Origin of the sequence: Rathayibacter sp. AY1F6 (assembly GCF_002932035.1) — a bacterium.
Classification (GTDB): domain Bacteria; phylum Actinomycetota; class Actinomycetes; order Actinomycetales; family Microbacteriaceae; genus Rathayibacter.
The window spans coordinates 213,836-236,770 of sequence record NZ_PSVD01000002.1 but is presented as its reverse complement, the minus strand read 5'-3'; the positions used below and the strand labels follow the sequence as shown (position 1 = coordinate 236,770).

The window sequence follows — 22,935 nt, the reverse complement described above, 5'->3', positions numbered from 1 at the left end:
TTCGCTCCGAGATGAAGGACAGAAGCGGTGCGGTAGCCGGAATCCGCGCCGAACGATCTCGAAATGACCACATGAGTATGTTTCACGTTCTAAGGGAGAGGTCGCACTGTTGTGCTCATGACAAGTTCGAACTGTCGCAGAAGACCGGCGGAACCTCTTCAGGATCGGGATCGTCGCTCACGAGCGGCGATCGTCGCGGCGGCACGGGACGTCGTCATCGACGTCGGCCGAGATCGGGCGACGACTGCCGAGGTGGCCGCACGTGCGGGTGTCGGGTTGGAACTCTCTACCGATATTTCCTGGATTTAGGAGACGTGCTCGAGGCCGTCTATGCCCAGCATGCGATCTATGCCAGATATCAAGCGGTGCTGAGAGCCGCGCGCGCAGCGGCGAACTCTGAGGACTCCGAGACGCTCGCGGTGGAGGCTCTCCAGAAGTTCATAGAGGAACTGAGAGCGGAGTCGCTCTTCGAAAGCGATCTGCGTCTCTACGCCTAGTCGCAGGAGCCTGGCCGCGGCGCACGGAGGCGTGTCCGCCGGCACGAGGCCCCGGTTCGTCTACCGGACTCTCGCAGTGAAGTATTCGCCGGGGGAACTGCTAGCGCCCAGCGCCCGCCCGCTCCCCGAACTCCACGAGCTTCGCGAACAGGTCCTCGATCAGCCAGCGGGTGTCGAACGCCTCGCAGACCCGGATCGTGTACGGCCCGGAGTCGGGCAGGAGCTCGCCGTCCGCGGAGAACCGCGGTGCGCGGCGCTTCCGCCAGCGTCCGCCGGCGGGGTTCATCACGGCGCCGATCGCCGGGCTGTCACCCAGCGACCGGAAGTCGAGCGGCCCGTACGGGATGGTGTCGTTGAACGCGATCAGCTGGTCCACCAGGTAGTCCCCGAGCGGGCTCGTGCCGCGCAGGCGCGTCCGCAGCTCGGCGTGCCCGACTCCGACTCCGGAGTACACGGGCATCGGGATCTGCCACAGGGCGATGCCCGACTCGAGCACCAGATTCGCGGCGCCGACGTCGTTGATCAGGTTGAACTCGGGGCTGTAGGCGGGGATCTCGTCGTAGGGCGGGCCGCCGACCCAGACGACCACGACGTCGCGGGAGGCGATCGACGGCTCGAGCAGCAGGGCGGCGGCGACGTCGGTCAGCGGCCCGAGCACGGCGATCCACAGCCGGCCGTCGTCGCGCAGAGCCTCCGCGACGATCAGGCGGGCGCCGTCCGACGCCTCGGCGGGCAGGGCCGACTCGGCGCCGTCGACGACGGTCACCGTCGATCCCGCCAACTCCACGATGCGGTCGATCTCGGCGCGCGACTCCGGCATGCTCCCCGGCCGGCCGAAGTGCGCCGCCACCAGACCGCGGACGTCGAGGGTCTCGGTCAGCAGCGCCTGGACGATCGCGAACTGGTCGTCGGCCTCGTTCGCGGCGTCGGTGCTGACGATCAGGCGGTGCGCGGGAGGCGGGATCATGCGGACTCGCGCTGCACGAGGGTCGTCGCGAGGATCGGCTGCCGGTCGACCGGGCGGCCCTGCACGACGGCGACGACGGTCTCGGCGGCGACGCGGCCCATGTCCTCCAGGGGCTGCCGGATGGTCGTGAGGGTCGGATCCGAGGTGGTCGCGATGACGACGTCGTCGAAGCCGATGACGGAGACGTCGGCGGGGACGCGGCGGCCGGACGCCTGCAGGACGCGGATCGCGCCGTTGGCCATCAGGTCGGAGGAGGCGAAGACGCCGTCGAGGTCGGGGTGGCGCTGCAGGAGGCGCGCCATCGCGGCGGAACCGCTCTCGTGGGTGAACTCGCCGTGCACGATCGGGCTGGAGTCGAGGCCGAGCTCGGTCAGCTCGTCGCGCCAGCCGCGGATGCGGTCGCGGGCGGGCTCCATGTCGTGCGGGCCGGCGATGATGCCCAGGCGCCGGCGGCCGGAGTCGGCGAGCGCGCGGGCGGCGAGGCGGCCGCCTCCGTAGTTGTCGGAGTCGATGACGATGGCGTCCTCGGGCAGGGCGACGCGCGGGCGGCCGACCCAGGCGATCGGCACGGGGGAGTCGGCCAGCGCCTGCGCGAGGTGGGTGATCTCGTGCTGGAGGATCACGATCGCGCCGTCGACGGCCCGCGAGCGGAGGAAGCGGGGGATGCGGTCGCTGTCGTCGTGGTCGGCGGGCAGCAGCACGGGCTGCACCTCGCCGGCGTAGAGGCCCTTCGCGGCGCCCTTCAGCACCGAGGTGAAGAACGTCCCGGTGAGGCTGTCCAGCTCGTTGAAGGCGACGATCAGGGCGATGGCCCCGGCCCGCCCGCCGCGCAGCATCCGGGCGGCGCTGTTCGCCTCGTAGCCGAGGGACTTCGCGGCGCGCTCGACCGCGGCGGTCATCCGGACGTCGACATTGGTGCCGCCTGCGAGCACCCGGGCGGCGGTGGCGCGCGAGACGCCCGCGGCCTGGGCGACGTCCACCAGCGTGGGTCGAGTCATGCTGCTTCCTTCTGCGAGGGGAGGTTCCGGCTTCCGCGCCTCCCCGCGGAGCACGGTGGGGAGAACGTCGGAGTGAAGACTCGCACGGGTCGGCGGGCGGCCGTCCGGAACTGCTCGATTTGCGAAACTTCCCTTTGATACTAGGCGGAGATCGTTATCTCGCGGAGACCGGTTCTCGCTTGCATCGTGCTCGCGGGCGGGTTAGGTTGGCCGCCAAGAGATCGTTCTCTGAGGCCCGCCCTCACCGAAACCCTGCGAATCCCCAACGAAGAGGAATTGTCGTGAAAAGAAGCCTGACGGCCGTAGCCGCCGCAGCAGCAGTAGTCGCGCTCACACTGACCGGGTGCTCGTCCGGAGGGGGAGGAGGCGCCTCGGACGACCCGAACGCCGAAGCCACCTTCTGGTCCTTCACCGGCATCAACGCCAAGGACAGCGTCGACGAGTACCTCGCGAAGATGCCCGACGCGAAGATCAAGCTCTCCGAGGTCGGCAGCACGACCGAGACCGCCACCGCCCTCACCGCGGCCCTCGCCGGCGGCAAGGTGCCCGACCTGGTCATGATCCAGAACGACGACCTGCCCCAGTTCGTCGCCAACAGCTCGAACTTCCTCGACCTGCGCACCCTCGGCGGCGACGACGTCGCCTCGACCTACCTCCCGTGGGCCGCCTCCGCCGCGACCGCCGACGACGGCTCCGTCGTGGGCGTCCCGACCGACGTCGGCGGACTGGGCTTCGCCTACCGCGCCGACCTCTTCGAGCAGGCCGGCCTGCCGACCGAGCCCGACCAGGTCGCCGAGCTCTGGAAGGACTGGCCGTCCTTCATCGAGACCGGCAAGAAGTACACCGAGGCGACCGGCAAGCCGTTCGTCGACAACATCGAGACCAGCGTCTTCTTCTCGACCGTCAACCAGGTCTCGGAGAAGTACTACTCGCCCGACGGCGAGCTGGTCTACGACACCAACCCGCAGGTGAAGGACGCGTTCCAGGTCGCCGTGGACACCAAGGACGCCGGCATCAGCGCCGGCATCGCCGCCTGGTCCTCGGGCTGGGCTCCGGGCCGCGCGAACGGCGCCTTCGCCGTGACGATCGCCCCCTCGTGGATCCTCGCCGGCATCAAGACCGACGCCCCCGACACCGCCGGCAACTGGCGCGTCACCAGCGTCCCCGGCATCGGCGGCAACTGGGGCGGCAGCGTCATCGCCATCCCCGCCCGCGCCGAGCACCCCGAGGCCGCCTGGCAGTACATCAAGACGATGATGTCGGCTGAGGGCCAGACCGACCACTTCAAGGCCTCGGGCACGCTGCCCGCCGCCACCGAGGCGGTCGCCAGCGAAGAAGTCCAGTCGTACACCGACCCGTTCTTCGGCGACTCGAAGATCGGCGAGGTCATGGCGACCTCCGTCGAGCAGTTCCCGTCCTTCTACAACGGACCGGACACCACCCCGATCAACGGGGCGCTCCTCAACACCCTCGTCGAGCTGGAGGCCGGCAACGTGACCTCCGACAAGGCGTGGTCGACCGCACTCGACACGGCCAAGCAGGCCATCGGCGGCTGATCGCCCCACCCACCCGAGCGGCCCGGCGCCTCGCGCGCCGGGCCCCTCCCCCCTTTCTCGACGGAGGTACTCCCGTGTCAACGGTGACAGCAGCACCACCCCGCAAGCAGCGCAAGCAGCCCAGCGCGCCGGTCCAGAAGGCCGCGCGGATCCGCAACTCCCTCTCGGAGCGGATCGCCCCCTACGCGTACGTCGCGCCCTTCTTCATCATCTTCATCGTCTTCGGGCTCTTCCCGCTCCTGTTCACGTTCTACGTCTCGCTCTTCGACTGGAACCCGATCGGCGAGCAGACCTTCGTCGGCATCGCGAACTTCCAGCAGCTCTTCGCCGACTCCCGGTTCTGGAACGCGCTGGTCAACACCTTCGGCATCTTCATCATCTCGACGGTGCCCCAGCTGCTGTTCGCCCTCTTCCTCGCGCACCTGCTGAACCACGCCCGCCTCCGCTGGGCGAACTTCTTCCGCATGGCGTTGCTGGTGCCGTACATCACCTCCGTCGCGGCGACCGCGATCGTGTTCGCGCAGATCTTCGACAAGAACTTCGGCCTGATCAACTGGTTCCTCGGCATCTTCGGACTGCCGTCGATCAACTTCCTCGCCACGAACTACGGCTCCTGGATCGTCATCTCGACGATGGTCTTCTGGCGCTGGTTCGGCTACAACACGCTCCTCTACCTGGCGGGCCTGCAGTCGCTGCCCCGCGAGATGTTCGAGGCGGCCTCCGTCGACGGCGCGTCCAGCTGGCAGCAGTTCCGCCACCTGACGATCCCGGCGCTGCGCCCGATCATCGTCTTCACCGTGATCATGTCGACCATCGGCGGTCTGCAGATCTTCACGGAGGCGCTCCTGGTGGCTCCCGAATCGGGCCTCACCTGCGGCGCCGGCCGGCAGTGCCAGACGCTGGCGCTCTTCCTCTACGAGCAGGGCTTCGGCCAGTTCAAGTTCGGCTACGGATCCGCCATCGGCGTCGTGCTGTTCGTGATCGTGGTCCTCGTCTCCCTCCTCAACTTCTACCTCTCCACCCGCACCCGGAAGGAGGCCGTCTGATGTCGGATGTGATCGACCAGGCCGTCCCGCAGACGCTGGCCCCCACGGTCCAGAAGGCACAGCTGCCGAAGCGGCGCGGGAAGGGCGGCGGAGTCGGCTGGCCGACCTACGTCTTCCTCGTGATCGCGGTGCTCGTCTCGATCTTCCCGCTCTACTACATGTTCGTCGTCGCGTCGGTCGGAGCGACCGCCGTCACGTCGATCCCGCCGCGCCTGTACCCGGGCACGAACTTCATGGCGATCGCCGAGAAGGTGTTCGACACCGTCCCGTTCATCGCCTCGATGCTGAACAGCCTCATCGTGTCGCTGAGCATCGCCGTCATCTCGGCGATCCTCTGCGCGATGGCCGGCTTCGCCTTCGCGAAGCTGCAGTTCCCGGGCCGCAACGTGCTGTTCCTGATCGTGCTGCTGACGATGACGGTGCCGGCGCAGCTGAGCATCATCCCGCAGTACCTGATCGTCTCGGCGCTCGACTGGGTCGACACCCTCCAGGCGATCATCGTGCCGGGCCTGGCCAGCGCCTTCGGCATCTTCTGGATGCGGCAGCACATGTCCACGACGGTCAGCGACGAGCTGATCCAGGCGGCCCGCATCGACGGCGCCAACTCGTGGCAGCTGTTCTGGCGCATCGCCTTCCCGGTGGTCCGCCCCGCGGCGTTCGTCCTCGGACTGATCACCTTCACCGCGGTCTGGAACGACTTCATGTGGCCGTTCATCGTCCTCAAGTCGCCGGAGCTGTTCACGGTGCAGATCGCGCTGAAGCAGCTGCAGGCCAACCGCTCGATCGACGTCGCCCTGGCGATGGGCGGATCGTTCATGGCCACCCTCCCGCTGCTGATCGCGTTCTTCTTCGTCGGCCGCCGGATGGTGTCCGGGATCATGGACGGGGCGTTCAAGGGCTGATGCACGACGCTTCCCCAGCACTGCCCGGGACGGACGCCGCGCGTCCTCCCGGGCGGGACTGGCGGGACCGCGCTCTGCCTCCGGCCGAGCGCGCCCGCCTCCTGACCCAGGAACTCACCCTCGAGGAGAAGGCGGCGCAGCTCGGCTCCGTCTGGCTCACCGACTCCGCCGACGACTTCGCCCCGAAGCTCGACAACGGGCCCGCCGCGGGCGACGACCTCTTCACCGGCGGCCTAGGCCAGCTGACCCGCGTGTTCGGCACCGAGCCGGTCACCGTCCCGGAGGGCGTCCGCCGGCTCCGCGAGCTGCAGGAGCGCGTGGTCGCCGGCAGCCGCCTCGGCATCCCGGCCATCGCGCACGAGGAGTGCCTCACCGGCCTGGCCGCGTACGGCGCGACCGCGTTCCCCACTCCGCTCGCCTGGGCGGCCACCTTCCACGAGGAGCTCGTGGGCGAGATGGCGGAGGCGATCGGCTCGGACATGCGCGCCCTCGGCATCCACCAGGGCCTCGCCCCGGTCGTCGACGTCGTGAAGGACTACCGCTGGGGCCGCGTCGAGGAGACCCTCGGCGAGGACCCGTACCTGGTCTCGCAGCTCGGCGCCGCCTACGTCGCGGGGCTGGAGGGGACCGGCGTCGTCGCGACGCTGAAGCACTTCGCCGGGTACGCCGCCTCCCGCGGCGCCCGCAACCACGGACCCGTCAGCATGGGGCCGCGCGAGCTCGCCGACACGGTGCTGCCACCGTTCGAGGCCGCCCTGCGGCACGGCGGCGCCCGCAGCGTGATGACCTCGTACACCGACATCGACGGCGTGCCCAGCAGCGCCAGCCGGCACCTGCTGACGACGCTGCTCCGCGATCGCTGGGGCTTCGAGGGCACGGTCGTCGCCGACTACTGGGCGGTGCCGTTCCTCCAGGCCATGCACCACGTGGCGGTCGATGCGGCCGACGCGGGGCGCCTGGCGCTGCACGCGGGGGTCGACGTCGAGCTGCCGCAGACGGCGGCGTACGGCGAGCTGCCGCGCCTGATCCGCGAGGGCGTCGTCGACGAGGCCGACCTCGACCGCTCCGTCGACAGGCACCTCCGCCACAAGTTCGAGGCGGGCCTGCTCGACGGCGGCCCGCTGGTGCCCGAGGGGGCCGAGGAGGTCGACCTCGACAGCGCCCGCAACCGCGCGATCTCGTCGCGAATCGCGGAGGAGTCGGTCGTGCTGCTGCGCGACGAGGACGTCGTCGGGCTGCTGTCCTCCGGCTCGCTCGCCGTCGTGGGACCGGCCGCGGACCAGTTCCGCAGCCTGGTCGGCTGCTACGCGTTCCCCAACCACGTGCTCTCCAAGCACCCCGGGCACGACCTCGGCCTGTCGATCCCGACGGTGCTGACGGCGCTGCAGGAGGAGTTCGGAGCGTCGCGCGTGCGCTTCGCGGAGGGCGGCTCGATCACCTCCGCGTCGACCGACGGCGTGCAGGAGGCGGTGGACCTCGTCCGCGGCTCCGACGCGGCGGTCGTCGTGGTCGGCGACATCGCCGGGCTCTTCGGCGACGGCACCTCGGGCGAGGGCTGCGACGCGGCCGACCTCCGCCTCCCCGGAGCGCAGGAGCCGCTGGTGACGGCCGTGCTCGAGACCGGCGTGCCCACCGTGGTGGTCGTCCTCTCGGGCCGGCCCTACGCGCTCGGGGCGTTCGGAGCGGCGCGCGGACTCGTGCAGGCGTTCTTCCCGGGAGCGGACGGGGCGGCCGCGGTCGCCGGCGTGCTTTCGGGCCGTGTGGCTCCGACCGGGCGCCTGCCCGTGCAGATCCCGCGGCTCCCGTCCGCGTCGACCACGTACCTGCAGCCGTCGCTCGGGCTCTCGAACCCCGGGATCACGGCGCTGGACGCGACTCCGCTCTACCCGTTCGGCTACGGGCTGACCCGCGGCGCGGTGACGTACACGGAGCTGGCGACGGCGGCGGAGCTGCCGGTCGGCGGATCGCTCGACGTGGCGGTATCGCTCCGGAACGACGGCGCCGACACGGTCGAGGTGGTGCAGCTCTACGCGGGCTACCCGACCTCGGCGGTGGTGCGGCCGGTCGCGCAGCTGATCGGCTTCGCGCGCGTGCCGATCGCGGCGGGCGAGACGCTGACGGTGCACTTGCACGTCGACGCGGCCCGGCTCGCGGTGACGGGGGAGGACGGCCGGCTCGCCGTGGACCCGGGGCCGCTGCGGCTGACGGCCGGCGCCTCGGCGGCGGACGCGGCAGTGACGGCGGAGGTGTCGATCACGGGGGAGCGGCGGCTGCTCGCCGAGCGGGCGCTGCGGACCCCCTGGTCGGTGGCGCGAGGCTGAGCGGTCGGCGCCTCAGGGGGGAGGCGCCGGCCGCTCGCTGGGGCGGGCCGGCGGTGCCGGCTCGCGACCCCGCGGAAGTCGCGGTACTCGCGCGCGAGACCTGCGACTTCTGCGGGGTCGGCGGCGGGGAGCGCGACGGCCGCGTAGCACCGGAGGCGCCAAGCGCAAGGGGCCCGCGCGAGCCGGGGGCCCGGCCTAGCGTGGAAGGAGCGGCGCCGCCGGTGGCGGCCCGCGGAGAAGACCGATGCAGAGGAGAGTCATGCCCGCCCTGACCGACACGTTCACGCTGTCCAACGGAGTCGCCATCCCGAAGATCGGGTTCGGCACCTGGCAGATCCCCGATGGCCCCGAGGCCTACGACGCGACGACCGCCGCGCTCGAGGCCGGCTACCGCCACATCGACACCGCCCGCGCCTACGGCAACGAGGCGAGCGTCGCCCGGGCACTGCGCGACAGCGGCGTCCCGCGCGACGAGGTGTTCATCACCACCAAGCTCCCGGCCGAGGTGAAGGACTACGAGGGCGCGAAGGCGAGCTTCGAGACCACCATGGCGGCGCTCGAGCTCGACCACGTCGACCTGTACCTCATCCACGCCCCGTGGCCCTGGCAGGACATGGGCTCCGACCACCGCGAGGGCAACATCGCGGCGTGGAAGGCGATGGAGGAGATCCTCGAGGCCGGTCGCTCGCGCGCCATCGGCGTCTCGAACTTCCAGGTCGCCGATCTGGAGTCGCTGATCGCGGCGACCGACGTGGTGCCGCACGCCAACCAGATCCGCTGGTTCGTCGGCAACACCCAGGACGAGACGACCGCGTACTGCAAGGAGCACGGCATCCTCGTGGAGGGCTACTCGCCGCTCGCGACGGGCGGCCTGCTCGCCAACTCCGACATCGGCGAGATCGCCGCGAAGTACGACAAGTCGGTGGCGCAGCTCTGCATCCGCTACCTGCTCGAGAAGGACGTGCTGCCGCTGCCGAAGTCGACGACGCCCTCGCGCATCGTCGAGAACGCCGACGTCGACTTCGAGATCTCGTCCGAGGACCTCGCCCACCTCGACTCGCTCGTCGACACGGAGTCCTGACCCGCGGCCGCCCGCTCCTGACGGCCTCCTGCGTCTCTTCGCATCCGCCGCCGCCTCCGCCGCCGACTCCGCTCGCGAGTGCGCAGGAGTTGTCGCACTCGAAGTCGAGTGCGACAAGTCCTGGCTTCTCGCCGGACTCCTCCGATCGCGGTTCCGCGAGTGCGCAGGAGTTGTCGCAGTCGGTCTCGAGTGCGACAACTCCTGGAGTCTCGGGGTGCTCGGCACAGGAGCGACGGGCGTCCGGCGTCCCGAGGCCGGTCGCGAGTGCGCAGGAGTTGTCGCGGTCGGTCTCGAGTGCGACGACTCCTGGCTTCTCGCCGAGGCGAGCCGGGGCGGGCCGGGGCGGGCCGGGGCGGGCCCCGCCCGCTCCGGCCGGCGCCCGCGCGTCAGGCCAGGCGCAGCAGGCGGCAGCCGTGCGGCTCGAGCTCGAGCTCGACGGCGCCGCCGACGATCGGCAGCTCGGCGCCGCTCCACACTTCGACGGCCGAGGTCGCGCCGGAGCAGCCCAGGTCGGCCAGATGCGCCGAGTAGGACCGCGCCGACGAGCCCAGCCAGAACACTCCGCGCCACTGCTCGTCGCCGCGCCACGCCGACCACACCACCAGGTCGCCGTCGCGGACGATCTCGCGGCTGCCGTCGCTGCCGAGAAGCGCGAGGACGTCGCCGTTCGTCAGCAGCGCGAGCGTGTCGGCGGGCGTGTCCGGGAGGTGCCCGCCCATCATCAGCGGCGAACGGAGCAGGCACCACAGCGTCACGAGCGTCCGCTGCTCCGCGGGCGTGAACCGCGAGAGCCGGTCCTCGCCCACGTGCGCGCGCACGCCGATCCGCCCCAGCGGCAGCATGTCGGCGTCGGCCCACGCGCCGGGGCGCTGGTGCGGCGCCCAGCGCGCCGCCCGCTGGAACTGCTCGTGCAGGTGCGCCCAGTCGTCCCAGAAGTCGTCCGAGATCCGCCACATCTGCGCGGTCGACCGCAGCACCTCGAGGTTCTCGAGCGAGAGCTGCTTGCCCGGGGAGAGGCTCAGCACCATCGGACGGCCGGTCGCGTCGATCGCGCGGGAGAGGGCGGCGATCTCCTCCGCCTGGATCGGCGGGTAGAGCACGTCGTCGAGCTTCACGAAGTCGACGCCCCACGAGGCCAGCTGCGCCATCACGGAGTCGTAGTACTGCTGCGCGCCGGGCGCGCTCATGTCGACTCCGTAGTTGTCGGGGTTCCACGGGCAGACGTTCCCGCGGTCGGCGATGTCGGCGCAGGTCGCCTCCGACCCGAGCACCGGCAGGTCGAGCTCGGCCGCTCGGCGGGGGACGCCGCGCATCAGGTGCACGCCGAAGCGGAGGCCGAGGGCGTGCACGCGCGCGGCCAGCGCCGTGAACCCGCCCGTCGCCGCGGAGGGGAAGCGTCCGACGGCGGGCTGCGGGCGTCCCCAGTCGTCGAGCACCGGCTCCGACACCTCCTGGTAGTCGCTCGTGCCGGGATCGGGCTCGTACCACTGGATGTCGACGACGACCGTGTCCCAGCCGTGCGGCAGGAGGTGCTCGGCGAGGTACTCGGCGTTCGCGAGCACCTCCTCCTCCGTCACCGAGGCGCCGAAGCAGTCCCAGCTGTTCCAGCCCATCGGCGGGCGGCGGGCGGCCTCCGTGCGTGCGGCGATCACGACAGCTCCAGCGTCACGGTCGCGAAGGAGTGCGGGGGAAGCGTGACGCGCAGGCCTGTCGCCGTGGTCTCGATGCCCTCGAGGGCGACGGGGCTCACCTCGTCGGCGGCGCCGGGCCGGTTGTGCGCGTCGGGGCGGTCGGCGGTGAGGAGGCGGCCGGTCGCGCCGGTCACGGTCCCGCCGCGGAAGTCGAGGGAGACCTCGAGCGGCTCCTCCAGGTCGACGTTGGTCAGCGAGACCAGGACGCGGCCGTCCTTCGTGGAGGCGGAGGCGGAGGCGACCGGGATCTCGCGGCCGTCGACCGCGTGCGTCGGGCCGGCGACCGTGGTCGGCAGCACCGTCGCGTCGTGGTGCCCCTTGTTCATCTCGAACACGTGGTACGTCGGCGTGCGGACCATCTCGCCGCCGTCCGGGTCGGTCAGCAGCATCGCCTGCAGCACGTTCACCGTCTGCGCGATGTTCGCCATCGTCAGGCGGTCGGCGAAGCCGTGGAAGACGTCGAAGTGCCAGGCCGCGACCATCGCGTCGCGGATCGTGTTCTGCTGGAAGAGGAAGCCCGGGTGGGTCCCCGGCTCCACGTCCCACCAGGTGCCCCACTCGTCGAGCACCATCCCGTACTTCTTCTCGGGGTCGTGGACGTCCATCACCGCGGCGTGCGAGCGGAGCAGCTCCTCGATCCCCTGCGCGGCCACGATCGTGCTCCAGTAGGTGTCGGCGTCGAAGTCGGTCGCGCTGCCCTTCGCGTGCCAGCTGCCGCCGATCGTGTAGTAGTGCACCGAGACCGACTCCCACGGCACGGAGGAGAAGGGGTGTCCCTCGATCTCGGGGATCACCTCCATCAGCGTCTGCGTCCAGTGGGTGTCGGCGCCGTCGGCTCCGGCCGCCACGCGGTAGAGCGGAGTGTCGTTGCCGCTCTGCACGAAGGTCCCGAACTGCCGCGCCAGGTCGGCGTAGGCGCCGGCGCGCATGTTGCCGCCGCAGCCCCAGGTCTCGTTGCCGAGCCCCCAGAAGCGGACGGTCCACGGCTCCTCCCGGCCGTGGGAGCGGCGCAGATCGGCCATCGGCGACTTCCCCGCGCCGGTGAGGTACTCGGCCCAGTCCGCCATCTCCTGCACGGTGCCGGATCCGATGTTGCCCGAGATGTAGGCGTCGGCGCCGAGCAGCTCGCAGAGCGCCATGAACTCGTGGGTGCCGAAGGAGTTGTCCTCCGCGACTCCGCCCCACTGCGTGTTGATCAGGCCGGGGCGCTCCTCGCGCGGGCCGATGCCGTTGGTCCAGTGGTAGCGGTCGGCGAAGCAGCCGCCGGGCCAGCGGAGGTTGGGGATGTCGAGGGCGCGGAGGGCCTCGACGACGTCCAGGCGGATCCCGCCCTCGTTCGGGACGGGCGAGTCCTCCCCGACCCAGAAGCCGTCGTAGATGCACCGGCCGAGGTGCTCGGCGAAGTGGCCGTAGAGGTGGCGGCTGATGGTGGCGCCGGGGCGGTCGAGGTCGACGGTGACGGTGCTGTTCACGGGGTGCTCCAGGGTGGTGGCGGACGAATCGGCGGCGGCGGTTCCGGCGGCGGCGGTGTCGAGGACGCCGGGATCGGCGGCGGTGCTCACGCGGTCTCGCGGACGAGCCGCAGGACGATCGCGCGGTCGGCGTGGAAGGTCGGCAGGTCCAGGCCCGCCTCGCCCAGCAGGCTCCCCGGGTAGGCGGGGGCCGGGTCGTCGGAGTCCAGCGGCACCGTCGACTCCAGCCAGTGCGGGCTCTGCCAGGGCGGGCCGAGCGAGCCGGGGCGCGCGGTCTCGATCCGGTAGCGCGCCCGCGGATCCAGGCCCGGGAGGCGGACGCGGCGGCGCGAGTCCGCGGTCAGCGCGGGCGTGACCAGCGTGTACAGCGCCTCCGAGCCGTCCGGCGCGACGACGCCGCGCAGCGACGGCGCGTCGGGGTCGGAGTCGTCGCCCCCGACGACCCGGCCGGTCGCGATCAGGCCGCGGTGCTCGCGGTACGCCGCGATCCAGCCCGCCAGCACGGGCTCCTCCTCCGCGTCCAGCTCGCGGAGGTCCCACTCGATCCCGAAGTGGCCGAGGAAGGCGATCGCGCAGCGGGTGTGCAGGTCGCTGGTGCGACCGGTGACGGAGTTGACCGGCGAGGCGACGTGCGAGCCGAGCATCTCTGGCGGCACGAGCAGCCCGGTCCAGCGCAGCATCCGCGAGCGGTCCAGCGGGTCCTGGTTGTCGGAGGTGTGCACGCGGTCGGTGCGCTCGAGGATCCCCAGGTCGACCCGGCCGCCGCCGGAGGCGCAGCTCTCGATCTCGAGCTCCGGGTGCCGGGCGCGCAGCTCGTCGATCAGCCGGTACAGCGCGAGCGTCTGCTCGTGCACCGCCGCCGTCCCGGTGGCGGGGTGGCCCGCGTCGATCAGGTCGCGGTTGTGGTCCCACTTGAGGTACGCGACGCCGAGGTCGGCGACCAGGCCGTCGAGCACGGCGAGGATGTGCGCGAACGCGTCGGGGTTCGTCAGGTCGAGCACCTGCTGGAAGCGGAACCGCGGCGGCAGCTCCTCGCGGGCCCGCAGGATCCAGTCGGGGTGCGCGCGGGCGAGGTCGGAGTCCTCGTTGATCATCTCGGGCTCGACCCAGAGACCGAACTCCATGCCCAGGCCGCGGACGTGCTCGGCGAGGGGGAGGAGGCCGTCGGGCCAGGCGACGGGGTCGGGCGTCCAGTCGCCGAGGCCGGCGCGGTCGTCGCTGCGGCCGAGGAACCAGCCGTCGTCGAGCACGTAGCGCTCGACCCCGAGGGCGGCGGCGCGGTCGGCCAGCTCGGCGAGGACGGCGAGGTCCTGGTCGAAGTAGACCGCCTCCCAGACGTTGAGCGTCACCGGGCGCGGCCGGCGCGAGGAGCGGGAGACCCCGCGGAGGTGGGCGTGGAAGCGGGCGGCCGCGGCGTCGAGGCCGTGGCCGAAGCTGCCGGAGATCCAGGGGGAGGAGTAGCTCTCGCCGCTCGCGAGGCGCACCTCGCCGGGCAGGAGCAGCTCGCCGCCCCGGAAGGCGAGCCAGCCGTCGCCGCGCTCCACCGCGTGCTCGTGGTTGCCGCCGATGCCGACGTGGCAGAGCCAGACCCGGCCGTCGGCGGAGTCGAAGCCGGGGGTGCCGACCGCGACGACCGTCGTCGCGTCCAGGCCGGTGCGGCCGCGCCGCGAGGAGCGGGAGTGGGTGCCGGTGACGACGGGGTGGCGCTGGGGGATCTTCTCGGTGCCCCAGCGGCCGGAGAAGTCCAGGATCTCGCGGGCCTCGGTCGGGATCCGGAGGGCGGGGTCGACGCCGATCACCTCCAGGTGCCCGGCGCCGTCGTTGCGGACCGAGACGCGGGTCCTGAGCAGTCCGGCAGGAGAGAGAACGATCTCTACGACGACCCCGATCCGGGCCTGCGCGTCGTGCGCCTCGACGGTCACAGCGGCGCTGCCGGCCTGCGCGACCGCGCCCTCCGCGAGGGCCTCCCCGTCCACCGAGACGGCGTCCACGGTCAGCCTCGGCGACCAGCCGGCGCCCTCCCGGTGCACCCGGAGACCCGGCAGGCCGGCCCAGCCGAAGGTGTGCTCGGGCAGTATCCCGGGCTCGTAGGGGACGTCGGAGGAGCCCTCGATCCCCGTCCGCGCGGGAGTTCTTGCGAAAGCTGCGAGATCGTCGTCGCTCGCGTCGAGTCGCGGACCCCAGTGCAGCAGCACGGGCAGGTCGCCTCCCGACTGAGTGAGGAGGGCGGACACGTCATCGGCGACGAGATGGATCACTCTCGGGGATTGCATGTCCCCATTCCTATCGTCGATCCTGGTCTGAGTACAGCGAGAGATCGATCTCGACCCTCGGTCGGATGGACCACCGCGCGGATCGACCCGCGCCGATCGACCACCGCTCGCACCGCTCATCCCCACCACCCACCGCCTCGACGAGGAGCACCCATGCCGCTGACCCACCCGGCCCCGCACGAGACCCGCCTGGAGCGCGGGGTGCTCGACGCGCGGCGGCGGCTCAACCGCGACTACCTCCTCTCGCTCACCGACGAGGGGCTGCTGCAGAACTTCCTGATCGAGGCCGGGATCGGCGACCAGGGCTGGCACCTGCACCCCTCGCAGGACTCGCGCGAGGCCCGCGGCCTCGACCGGCACTGGGGCTGGGAGACGCCGGGCTCGCAGCTGCGCGGGCACTTCCTCGGCCACTGGCTCTCCGCAGCGGCTCGCGAGGTCGCGGTCACCGGCGACCCGCTGCTGCGCGTCCGGATCGACTCCGTGCTCGACGGACTCGAGCGCTGCCAGGAGGAGAACGGCGGCGGCTGGATCTGGGCGATCCCGCGCGGCTACCTCGACCGCCTCGCGACCGGCCGCCCCATCTGGGCGCCGCAGTACGCGATGCACAAGCTGCTGATGGGCCTCGTCGACCTGCACCTCAACCTCGGCGACGAGCGGGCGCTGCGGATGGCGCGGGCCGCCACGGTCCCGCTGCTGGAGTGGGTCCGCGGATTCGACGACGCCGCGTTCCAGGAGATCCTCGAGGTCGAGACCGGCGGCATGCTCGAGGTCTGGGCCGACCTCCTCGCGATCACCGGCGACCCCGTCTACACCGAGCTACTGGGCCGCTACGACCGCCGCTCCCTCTTCGAGGGCCTGCTCGAGGGCCGCGACGTGCTGACCAACATGCACGCCAACACCACGATCCCCGAGGTCCTCGGCGCCGCCCGCGCCTACGAGGTCACCGGCGACGAGCGCTGGCGGAGGATCGTCGAGGCCTACTGGGAGCAGGCGGTCACCCTCCGCGGCACCTTCTGCACGGGCGGTCAGACCTCCGGCGAGATCTGGACGCCGCCCTTCGCGTTCGCCGCTCGCCGCGGCGAGAAGACGCAGGAGCACTGCGTCGTCTACAACATGATCCGGCTGGCCGACGTGCTGCTGCGCTGGACCGGCGACCTCGCCTACGCCGACTACATCGAGCGGAACCTCTGGAACGGCCTCCTCGCCCAGCAGAACCCGCGGACCGGGATGGTCGCCTACTTCCTGCCGCTCGAGGGCGGCGCCCGCAAGGACTGGGGCAGCCCGACCGAGGACTTCTGGTGCTGCCACGGCACGCTGGTGCAGGCGCACACGCGCCACTCCGGGCTTGTCTTCTACCGCGGCGGCGACGCCGAGCTGACGATCGCGCAGCACGTCGACGCGAGCCTGCGCCTGCCGACCGCCGCCGGCGACGCGGCGGTGCGGGTCGAGGTGCTCGACACCGCCGGCTACGTCGGCCCGGACGCCAACGCGGGTGCCGCGGGCGACGTGCACCGCCCCACCGCCTCGCGGATCCGGGTCGAGATCGTCTCGGAGGAGGGGGTCGCGCTGCAGGTGCGGCTGCGGGTGCCGGAGTGGACCGTCGGCGAGCCGGGGGTCGCGGGCGACGCCGAGCGCGTTCGGGCGGGCGACGGCGCGCTCCTGATCGAGCACCCCGGCGGCCGCACGAGCGTCGACCTCGCCTTCGGCACCGAGATCCGCGCCGTGCCGATCCCGGACGAGCCGGGCACGGTCGCCTTCGTCGAGGGCCCGATCGTGCTGGCCGGCCTCGTCGACCGCGAGATCGCGCTGCGGGGGCGCCTCGAGGACGCCCCCGCCCTGCTCGCCCCCGACAACGAGCGGCAGTGGACCCAGTGGCTGCGCGGCTACCGCGCCGTCGGCCAGCCCGCCGCCGTCCGCTTCCGGCCTCTGCACGAGGTCGTCGACGAACCCTTCTCGCTCTACTTCCCGGTCTCGGCCGGGAGCTGATGGACAGGATCCCCTCCGTGACCTGCGCTCCGCGCTCATGACCGCCTCCCCCGCCGTCCAAGCGATGCCCCGCGGCCGCCTCCTGCTGCCGATCTTCGCGATGCTCGTCGGCTTCGGGCCGCTCACCATCGACCTGGTGCTGCCGTTCCTGCCGACGCTGCAGGACGATCTCGGCGTCTCGGTGGCGACCGCCCAGCTGGTCGTCACCGGCGCCACCTTCGGCTTCGCGGCCGGCCAGCTCGTCTCCGGACCGCTCAGCGACGCGGTCGGCCGCAAGTGGCCGCTCGGCGTCTCGGCGGCGCTGCACATCGCGGCGAGCCTCGTCGCGGCGATGACCTCCGACACCGCCGTGCTGCTCTCGGCCCGCTTCGTCCAGGGCGCCGCCTGCACCGCCGCGGGCGTCGTCGTCACCGCCATCGTCCGCGACCTCTACAGCGGCAAGCGGCTCGTCACGATGCTCGCGAACCTCGCCGTGATCGTCTCGGTCTTCCCGATCCTGGTGCCCTCCGTCGGCGCGCAGCTGACCAAGGTGATCGACTGGCGCGGCTCCTTCCTCGCGGTCGCCGCCTGGGGAGCGCTCGCGACCGTGATCGCGCTCCTGGTGCTGCCCGAGACGCTGCCCCGCGAGCGGCGGCACCAGGGCGGGCTCGGCCCGTCGCTGCGCAACTCCTTCGGGATGCTCCGCCGGCCGCGCGTGCTGGCGCTCGCCGCCGCCTCGGCCGCGGGCTGGTCGGTCGGCTTCGCGTATCTCGCGACCGCTCCCTTCCTCTACACGAACGTCTACGCGGTCGGTCCCGACCTGTACGGGCTGCTGTTCCTGGTCACCTCGCTCGTGACGATCGCGGTCGGGCAGACGACGGGACGGGTGATCGTGCCGCGGTTCGGACCCCGGTTCGCGATGTTCGCCTCGGCGATCGTCACGGCGCTCGGCGCCGTCGTGGTCGCGGTGCTCGCGCTCACCGGCACGCAGCCGCTGCTCGTCGTCGTCGGCGCGCTGACGTTCGCGCTGGCCGGCCGCTCGCTCGGCTTCGCCCCGGTGCAGTACCTCTCGCTGCAGGGCCCGTCGAGCGAGGCGGGCAGCGTCACGGCGATCCTCGGCACGGTCAGCTTCACGGCGGCCGGACTGGTGATGCCGGTGATGGGCGCGTGGGCCGAGATCTCGCTGATCCCGTTCGCGATCCTGCTGCTGCTCGCGGGCCTGGTCGAGGGCGGCGTGGCGCTGCTGTTCCGGCCGGGCTCGCGGCGCTTCGATCCCGGGGCGCAGCGGCTCGAGGACGAGCCGGCGGGGGCCGCCCCATCGGCCGGCCCCCGCGCGCACGACGAGAAGAGCTGAGATGACCCTCCGGGAAGGAACCACCGTGGAACTGCGCTCCGGCGACTACACCCTCCGCGTCGAGGCGGGCGGCCTCGAGGTGCTCGCGGGCGAGCGCGTCCTCTACGCGAACGACCGGCCGCTGCGCGTCACGGTCAAGACCGTCGCCGCGATCAGCGAGTACTCCGGCGCGCCCTTCGACGACGTCTCGCTGTCGGAGGGGGCGATCACCGCGAGCGGGACGATCACCGTCCGCTCCGGGTCGGCCTTCGCCGTCACCGACGTCTGGCGCGTCGCGGGCGACGGCTTCTCCGTGCACCGCGACGTCGAGGTGCTGGCGGCCGGCGGCGACCTCGGCTTCTCCACCGCCGTCTCGCTCGGGCTGACCGGGTCCGACGACCTCCGCGACTACGAGTGCTTCGCCCCCGGCGCCTGGTACCGCGACAACGCCTTCGGGCCCGCCGACGCGATGGGCCGCGACCCCGGCAGCGAGTACTTCTGGCGCACCGAGACGCACTACGCGCTGCCGCTGTTCGCCGCGCAGAGCCTCGCGACCGGCGAGACCGTGGCGCTCTCGCGCTGGGCGGCCGACGCGACGCTGCCGCGCCTGGACGTGGTCCGCTCCGAGAACTTCACCGACCCGGACTGCACCGTCGGCTCGATCGGCCTGAGCCGCCCGCAGGGCACGACGCTGAACTACCTCTACTACGGCTTCGGCGTGCGGACCCCGCTCGACGTGCCGCCCGCGGGCCTGTCGATCGACTACGTCCACCCGGGCGCCGACGGCGAGCGCACGATCGACAACCCCTACTCCGGCCTCGACTACGACGCCGCCCCGAAGGCCCTGCAGCGGGTGAACCACCCGGTCGAGGTCGGCTTCCGCCAGCGCTACGCCGTCGCGGTCGACCTCGGCCGGTACGACGACTTCGCGACGATGATGCGCGCCACCTGGCGCAGCACCTACGCCCGGCTCCGCGACGACCTGTTCGAGGTCGACAACGAGCGGCACTTCCACCACGGCATGGCGATCCTCCAGCGCCTCACCCGCCGCTACGGCGACTCCTGGGGCCTGCCGTTCGCCTGCCAGCTGCCGGACCTGGACGTCTCGAGCGTCTCGTTCCAGTTCGGCTTCGTCGGGCAGCAGCCCGGCATCGGCTACCAGCTGCTGCGCTACGGGGACCGCGAGGGCGTGCCCGAGGCGTTCGAGCAGGGCGTCGGCATCGTCGACTTCTGGGCGCGGACCGCGCTGCCCGAGTCGGGCCCGCCGCGGATGTGCTTCAACCCCTCGCTCGGCGGCTTCGAGCCGTACCCGCACTACCTGCGGATGCTCGCCGACGGCGTCGAGGCGATCCTCGACGCCTACCTGCACCTGCGCGACCTCGGCGACGAGCGCCCGCTCTGGCTCGAGTTCTGCCGGCGGACCGCCGACTGGCTGCTCGAGGTGCAGGACGCCGACGGCAGCTTCCACCGCGCCTACAACGCCGACGGGTCGGTGCGGATGGACTCGCGCTCGAACACCCCGAGCGTGATCCGCTTCCTCGTGCAGCTGCACCTCGTGACGGGGGAGGGGCGCTACCGCGCGTCCGCCGTGCGCGCCGGCGAGTGGTCGTTCGCGAACATCCACCGCACGCTGGAGTACCGCGGCGGCACCTGCGACAACGCCGACATCCAGGACAAGGAGGCGGGCATCTACGGGCTGTTCGGCTTCCTCGCGCTGTACGACCTGACGGAGGAGCCGCGCTGGCTGGAGGGCGCCGTCCGCGCCGCCGACTACACGGAGACCTGGACCTACGCGTGGTCCTTCCCGGTCCGCGCGCCCTGGGCGCATCCCTTCAACCGGTACTCGATCAGCGGACAGAGCATCATCACCCTCGGCGGCGGCGCCGACGTCTACATGGCGGCCTGCTCGTACAGCTACTACCGACTGCACCTGATCACGGGCGACGAGCACTACCTCGATTTCGCCGAGTTCCTGCACCGCAACACCCGCCAGTCGACCGACGTCGACGGCAGCATCGGCTACGCGATGCCCGGCCTCGGCCACGAGAGCGGCGACTTCGCGACCCAGACCCTGCGCAGCCACCACCACTGGCTGCCCTGGTGCACCTTCGTCGAGGTCGACCCGGCCTCGCGCCTGCGCGACACCTTCGGCGTCTACGAGATCGCCGACGCGCAGCGCCTGCCCGCCGCCGAGCGGGCGGCCCGCAACCGCGTCTACGACCGCTACGGGCACTCGCGGAGCTGACCCGACCCCCCACCGCATCCTGCTCGCGTCTCGTTCTCACGTCGACGCGGCCACACGGCGGGTCCGGCGGCCAGCGGGGACGACGCCCGGTGCGCTGCTCCGCCTCAGTCGGCGGACCGGAGCTCGTTCCGCGTGCCGCAGCCGGACCCTCCGCAGCGCCCTCAGCCGCGCCACTCCACGTCGACGCGCACCGCCTCCGCACCGAGCTCCAGCCCGCCCGACACCTCGCGCCCGTCGACCCGCAGCACCGCGTCGCGCAGCGTGCGCACCCGCGTCCCGCCCGCCGGTGCCAGCCACTCCGCGCTCGGCACCCGCCGCACCCACAGCGACGCCCGTCCCGGCGACCACTCCAGCCGGTCCACGACCACCCCGCCGCGCGCGCGCAGCCCCGTCACGGCACCCCGCGCCCACGCGGACGGCAGTGCCGGCAGCACCGTCAGCGTCTCGTCATCCGATCCCAGCAGCATCGCCGCCACGAGCCCCGGCAGTCCGCCGCTGGCGTCGAGGTTGAAGATCCGCCCCGCGTCGTGCCGGGTCGTCAGCGTCGGTGACCAGTGCTCGACCGCGAGCCACTCCGCGCAGGTCAGCGCCGCCTCCGCGTCACCCAGCGCCGCCGCCGCGACGCCCACCTGCACCAGCCCGAACGCCATCTCCATCCGCCCGGGAGGAGCGGTCGGCGCCTCGGCCCGCCACGCGATCTTCGCCGCCACCGTCGCCGCCGCGGCGGCCCGCAGCCGCACCGCGGAGGCGCCGGGGCCCTCGAAGGCAGCGTCGCCTCCGTACCAGAGCGGGTACAGCTGCGACGCGTGCCGGTGCGCGATCTCCTCCGCGAACCGCGGGTCGATCCACTCCGCCAGCGTGCCGTCCTCGGCGACCCGGTACTCCGGCAGCTCCGCCACCACCCGCGCCCAGCGCTCGTCGAGCGAGTCGTCGCCGCGGGCCCGGCCGAGCAGCGCCGTCGCCCGCGCGGCGTCCCGCAGCACGGCGACGTCGATCGTCGCATCGACCGCTATCGGCGAGCGCGCACCACCCGGTGTGTTCTCGGGGGAGTAGGAGGGGACGATCCGGCGCACCCCGTCGACCACGGTCGTCCCGGTCTCGGCGAAGCGCAGCACGCCCTCGGCCAGCTCCCACAGCCGGTCGTCGACGATGCCGCGGTCTCCCGTGGCCGCGACGGCGTCGGCGGCCAGGCGCAGCACCCAGCCGCCGCAGCCCGTCCAGAAGAGGTGCGGGTAGCTCGCCGCGAAGTGGTCGGCGCGGCCGTGGGTCGACATCCGCGACGGAAGGAGCATCCCCTCGGACCCGTAGACGAGGCGCGCGTTGTCGCGGTAGTCGTCGAGGTGCGGCAGCACCAGCTCCAGGATCGACAGCGCCAGCTCGGGCGTGCCGGTCGGGATCATCCCCGCCATCGCTCCGTTCTGGACGTTGCCGTTCAGCGTGTAGTCGGCCGACCACGCCGGCCGCCAGGTGCCCTGCCAGACGCCCTGCAGCGTCGGCGGCAGCTCGCCGGTCGACGCGACGATGTTGGCCCGGCCGCTCAGCCAGGCCAGCTCGACCACGCGGCGACGGGCGCCCGCGTCGCCGGAGCGGGCGGCGTCCCACAGGTCCTCGGTCAGCTCGGCGTCGGAGGCGCCGTCGAGATCCAGCACGGAGGCGCCGACCAGCCGGCCGTGCCCCTCGCGCTGGGCGTCGCGCAGCTCCTCCCAGGAGAGGTCGGCGGAGGCGTCGGGAGCCGCGCCGATCGCGACGTCCAGCCGGAGCACGCGGGCGACCCCCGCGGAGATCTCCACGTCCGAGACGGCGGCGCCCCCGGCCACGCGCCACGTCGCTCCGCTCGTCGCCCGCGTCACGGCGCGGATCGCGGTCGGGCCCTCGCCCGCCTCGGCCGTGAGCACCGCGGAGGCGCCGCCCTCGACGTGCGACGAGACCACGGCCGAGGCGTCGGGCACGCCGGTGTCGAAGGAGGTCGCCTCGCCGGCCCCGAGCGCGAGCTCGACGGTGACGACGGTGTCCGCGGAGGACTCCAGAGCCAGCCGGACGCCCTCGCCGCCGTGCGGGGCGAGCAGGCGCACGGCGTGGCGGCCGCCGTCCTCGTCGGTCCATTCCACCGCGGCCTCGCCGCCGAGCGGATCGATCAGGCGGACCGCGGAGGCGACACCGCCGGGGGTGCGCAGCGTGACGGTCGCGCAGAGGCCGAGCGGGTCGGTCCAGATCAGGCAGCCGTCGTAGCCGCTGTCGCGGGCGGCGCGGGCGAGCAGGGCGGTGGCGGTGTCGGAGTCGCCGGCCAGCAGGGCGCCGCGCAGCTCGTCGCGGACGCCGGCGAGGTCGGGCGCGTCCGGGCGCGGATTGACGGGGAGGAACCAGCGCTCGTGGGCGAGCGGGACGGTCAGGGAGTGGGCCGGGCCGTGCACCACGGCGCCGACGCGGCCGCTGCCGACGATCAGGCCCTCCTCCCAGGTCGGGGCCGCAGTGGCGGTGACGAGGGTGGGCGTGCGCGACAGTGCGCCGGCGATCGGGGCGATGATCGGTTCCTTTCGGGCTCGCGGGAGTGCCTGATATGTTGCGTGAACCCTCAAATTACCTCTCCC

15 protein-coding genes are annotated in these 22,935 nt (G+C 72.5%); 9 read left to right on the top strand and 6 right to left on the bottom strand.

The genetic code is table 11. The features are described 5' to 3' along the window. The first annotated feature begins 314 nt into the window (after positions 1 to 314). The gene (locus C5C44_RS03170; protein WP_104335269.1) at positions 315 to 497 is read left to right on the top strand and encodes a hypothetical protein; all 183 of its coding nucleotides are present in this window, start codon (positions 315 to 317) and stop codon (positions 495 to 497) included. A gap of 100 nt (positions 498 to 597) precedes the next feature. Here the strand turns inward: C5C44_RS03170 and C5C44_RS03165 are convergent, their stop codons facing one another. Together C5C44_RS03165 and C5C44_RS03160 are read right to left on the bottom strand one after the other, a co-directional pair. Continuing rightward, the gene (locus C5C44_RS03165) at positions 598 to 1,464 is read right to left on the bottom strand and encodes a nucleoside hydrolase (RefSeq protein ID WP_104335268.1); all 867 of its coding nucleotides are present in this window, start codon (positions 1,462 to 1,464) and stop codon (positions 598 to 600) included. Beyond that, entirely contained in the window at positions 1,461 to 2,462 is a 1,002-nt protein-coding gene (locus tag C5C44_RS03160) for a LacI family DNA-binding transcriptional regulator (RefSeq protein ID WP_104335267.1), read from the bottom strand. The genes C5C44_RS03165 and C5C44_RS03160 overlap by 4 nt, the downstream gene beginning before the upstream one ends. A 281-nt stretch (positions 2,463 to 2,743) precedes the next feature. Between C5C44_RS03160 and C5C44_RS03155 the strand changes: the two genes are divergently transcribed. The 5 genes from C5C44_RS03155 to C5C44_RS03135 all read left to right on the top strand — a co-directional run bounded on the left by C5C44_RS03155 (position 2,744) and on the right by C5C44_RS03135 (position 9,368). After that, positions 2,744 to 4,018 (top strand): extracellular solute-binding protein, encoded by a 1,275-nt coding sequence (locus C5C44_RS03155; RefSeq protein WP_104226495.1) that lies wholly within the window; start codon positions 2,744 to 2,746, stop codon positions 4,016 to 4,018. An 83-nt stretch (positions 4,019 to 4,101) separates the two neighbouring features. After that, positions 4,102 to 5,064, top strand: a complete 963-nt coding sequence (locus tag C5C44_RS03150; protein ID WP_104224677.1) for a carbohydrate ABC transporter permease — start codon at positions 4,102 to 4,104, stop codon at positions 5,062 to 5,064. Continuing rightward, entirely contained in the window at positions 5,064 to 5,966 is a 903-nt protein-coding gene (locus C5C44_RS03145) for a carbohydrate ABC transporter permease (protein ID WP_104224678.1), read from the top strand. Before C5C44_RS03150 ends, C5C44_RS03145 begins: the two co-directional genes overlap by 1 nt. Then, the gene (locus tag C5C44_RS03140; protein WP_104335266.1) at positions 5,966 to 8,287 is read left to right on the top strand and encodes a glycoside hydrolase family 3 N-terminal domain-containing protein; all 2,322 of its coding nucleotides are present in this window, start codon (positions 5,966 to 5,968) and stop codon (positions 8,285 to 8,287) included. The genes C5C44_RS03145 and C5C44_RS03140 overlap by 1 nt, the downstream gene beginning before the upstream one ends. Positions 8,288 to 8,546: 259 nt before the next feature. After that, positions 8,547 to 9,368: an aldo/keto reductase gene (locus C5C44_RS03135; protein ID WP_104335265.1), complete on the top strand. Its 822-nt coding sequence runs from the start codon at positions 8,547 to 8,549 to the stop codon at positions 9,366 to 9,368. Between the two features lie 386 nt (positions 9,369 to 9,754). Here C5C44_RS03135 and C5C44_RS03130 read toward each other — a convergent pair whose 3' ends face one another. Genes C5C44_RS03130 through C5C44_RS03120 form a run of 3 tightly spaced genes read right to left on the bottom strand, consistent with a single transcriptional unit; the run spans position 9,755 to position 14,804 of the window. Beyond that, positions 9,755 to 11,020 (bottom strand): glycoside hydrolase family 27 protein, encoded by a 1,266-nt coding sequence (locus C5C44_RS03130; RefSeq protein ID WP_258066640.1) that lies wholly within the window; start codon positions 11,018 to 11,020, stop codon positions 9,755 to 9,757. Further along, on the bottom strand, positions 11,017 to 12,621 hold the full coding sequence (locus C5C44_RS03125; RefSeq protein ID WP_308471033.1) for an alpha-L-arabinofuranosidase C-terminal domain-containing protein: 1,605 nt from the start codon (positions 12,619 to 12,621) through the stop codon (positions 11,017 to 11,019). Before C5C44_RS03125 ends, C5C44_RS03130 begins: the two co-directional genes overlap by 4 nt. Continuing rightward, positions 12,618 to 14,804 (bottom strand): alpha-galactosidase, encoded by a 2,187-nt coding sequence (locus C5C44_RS03120; RefSeq protein ID WP_104335264.1) that lies wholly within the window; start codon positions 14,802 to 14,804, stop codon positions 12,618 to 12,620. The genes C5C44_RS03125 and C5C44_RS03120 overlap by 4 nt, the downstream gene beginning before the upstream one ends. A 153-nt stretch (positions 14,805 to 14,957) precedes the next feature. On the opposite strand from C5C44_RS03120, the gene C5C44_RS03115 reads away from it, so the two are divergent. From C5C44_RS03115 to C5C44_RS03105, 3 genes are read left to right on the top strand one after another with little or no spacing between them, the layout of a single operon-like run. Further along, on the top strand, positions 14,958 to 16,790 hold the full coding sequence (locus C5C44_RS03115) for a beta-L-arabinofuranosidase domain-containing protein (RefSeq protein WP_181132679.1): 1,833 nt from the start codon (positions 14,958 to 14,960) through the stop codon (positions 16,788 to 16,790). Between the two features lie 37 nt (positions 16,791 to 16,827). Further along, on the top strand, positions 16,828 to 18,123 hold the full coding sequence (locus tag C5C44_RS03110; RefSeq protein ID WP_104335263.1) for a multidrug effflux MFS transporter: 1,296 nt from the start codon (positions 16,828 to 16,830) through the stop codon (positions 18,121 to 18,123). A gap of 25 nt (positions 18,124 to 18,148) precedes the next feature. Then, on the top strand, positions 18,149 to 20,347 hold the full coding sequence (locus tag C5C44_RS03105; protein ID WP_104335332.1) for a hypothetical protein: 2,199 nt from the start codon (positions 18,149 to 18,151) through the stop codon (positions 20,345 to 20,347). A gap of 161 nt (positions 20,348 to 20,508) precedes the next feature. Here the strand turns inward: C5C44_RS03105 and C5C44_RS03100 are convergent, their stop codons facing one another. Beyond that, entirely contained in the window at positions 20,509 to 22,923 is a 2,415-nt protein-coding gene (locus C5C44_RS03100; protein ID WP_146084291.1) for a glycoside hydrolase family 95-like protein, read from the bottom strand. Between the last annotated feature and the right edge of the window lie 12 nt (positions 22,924 to 22,935).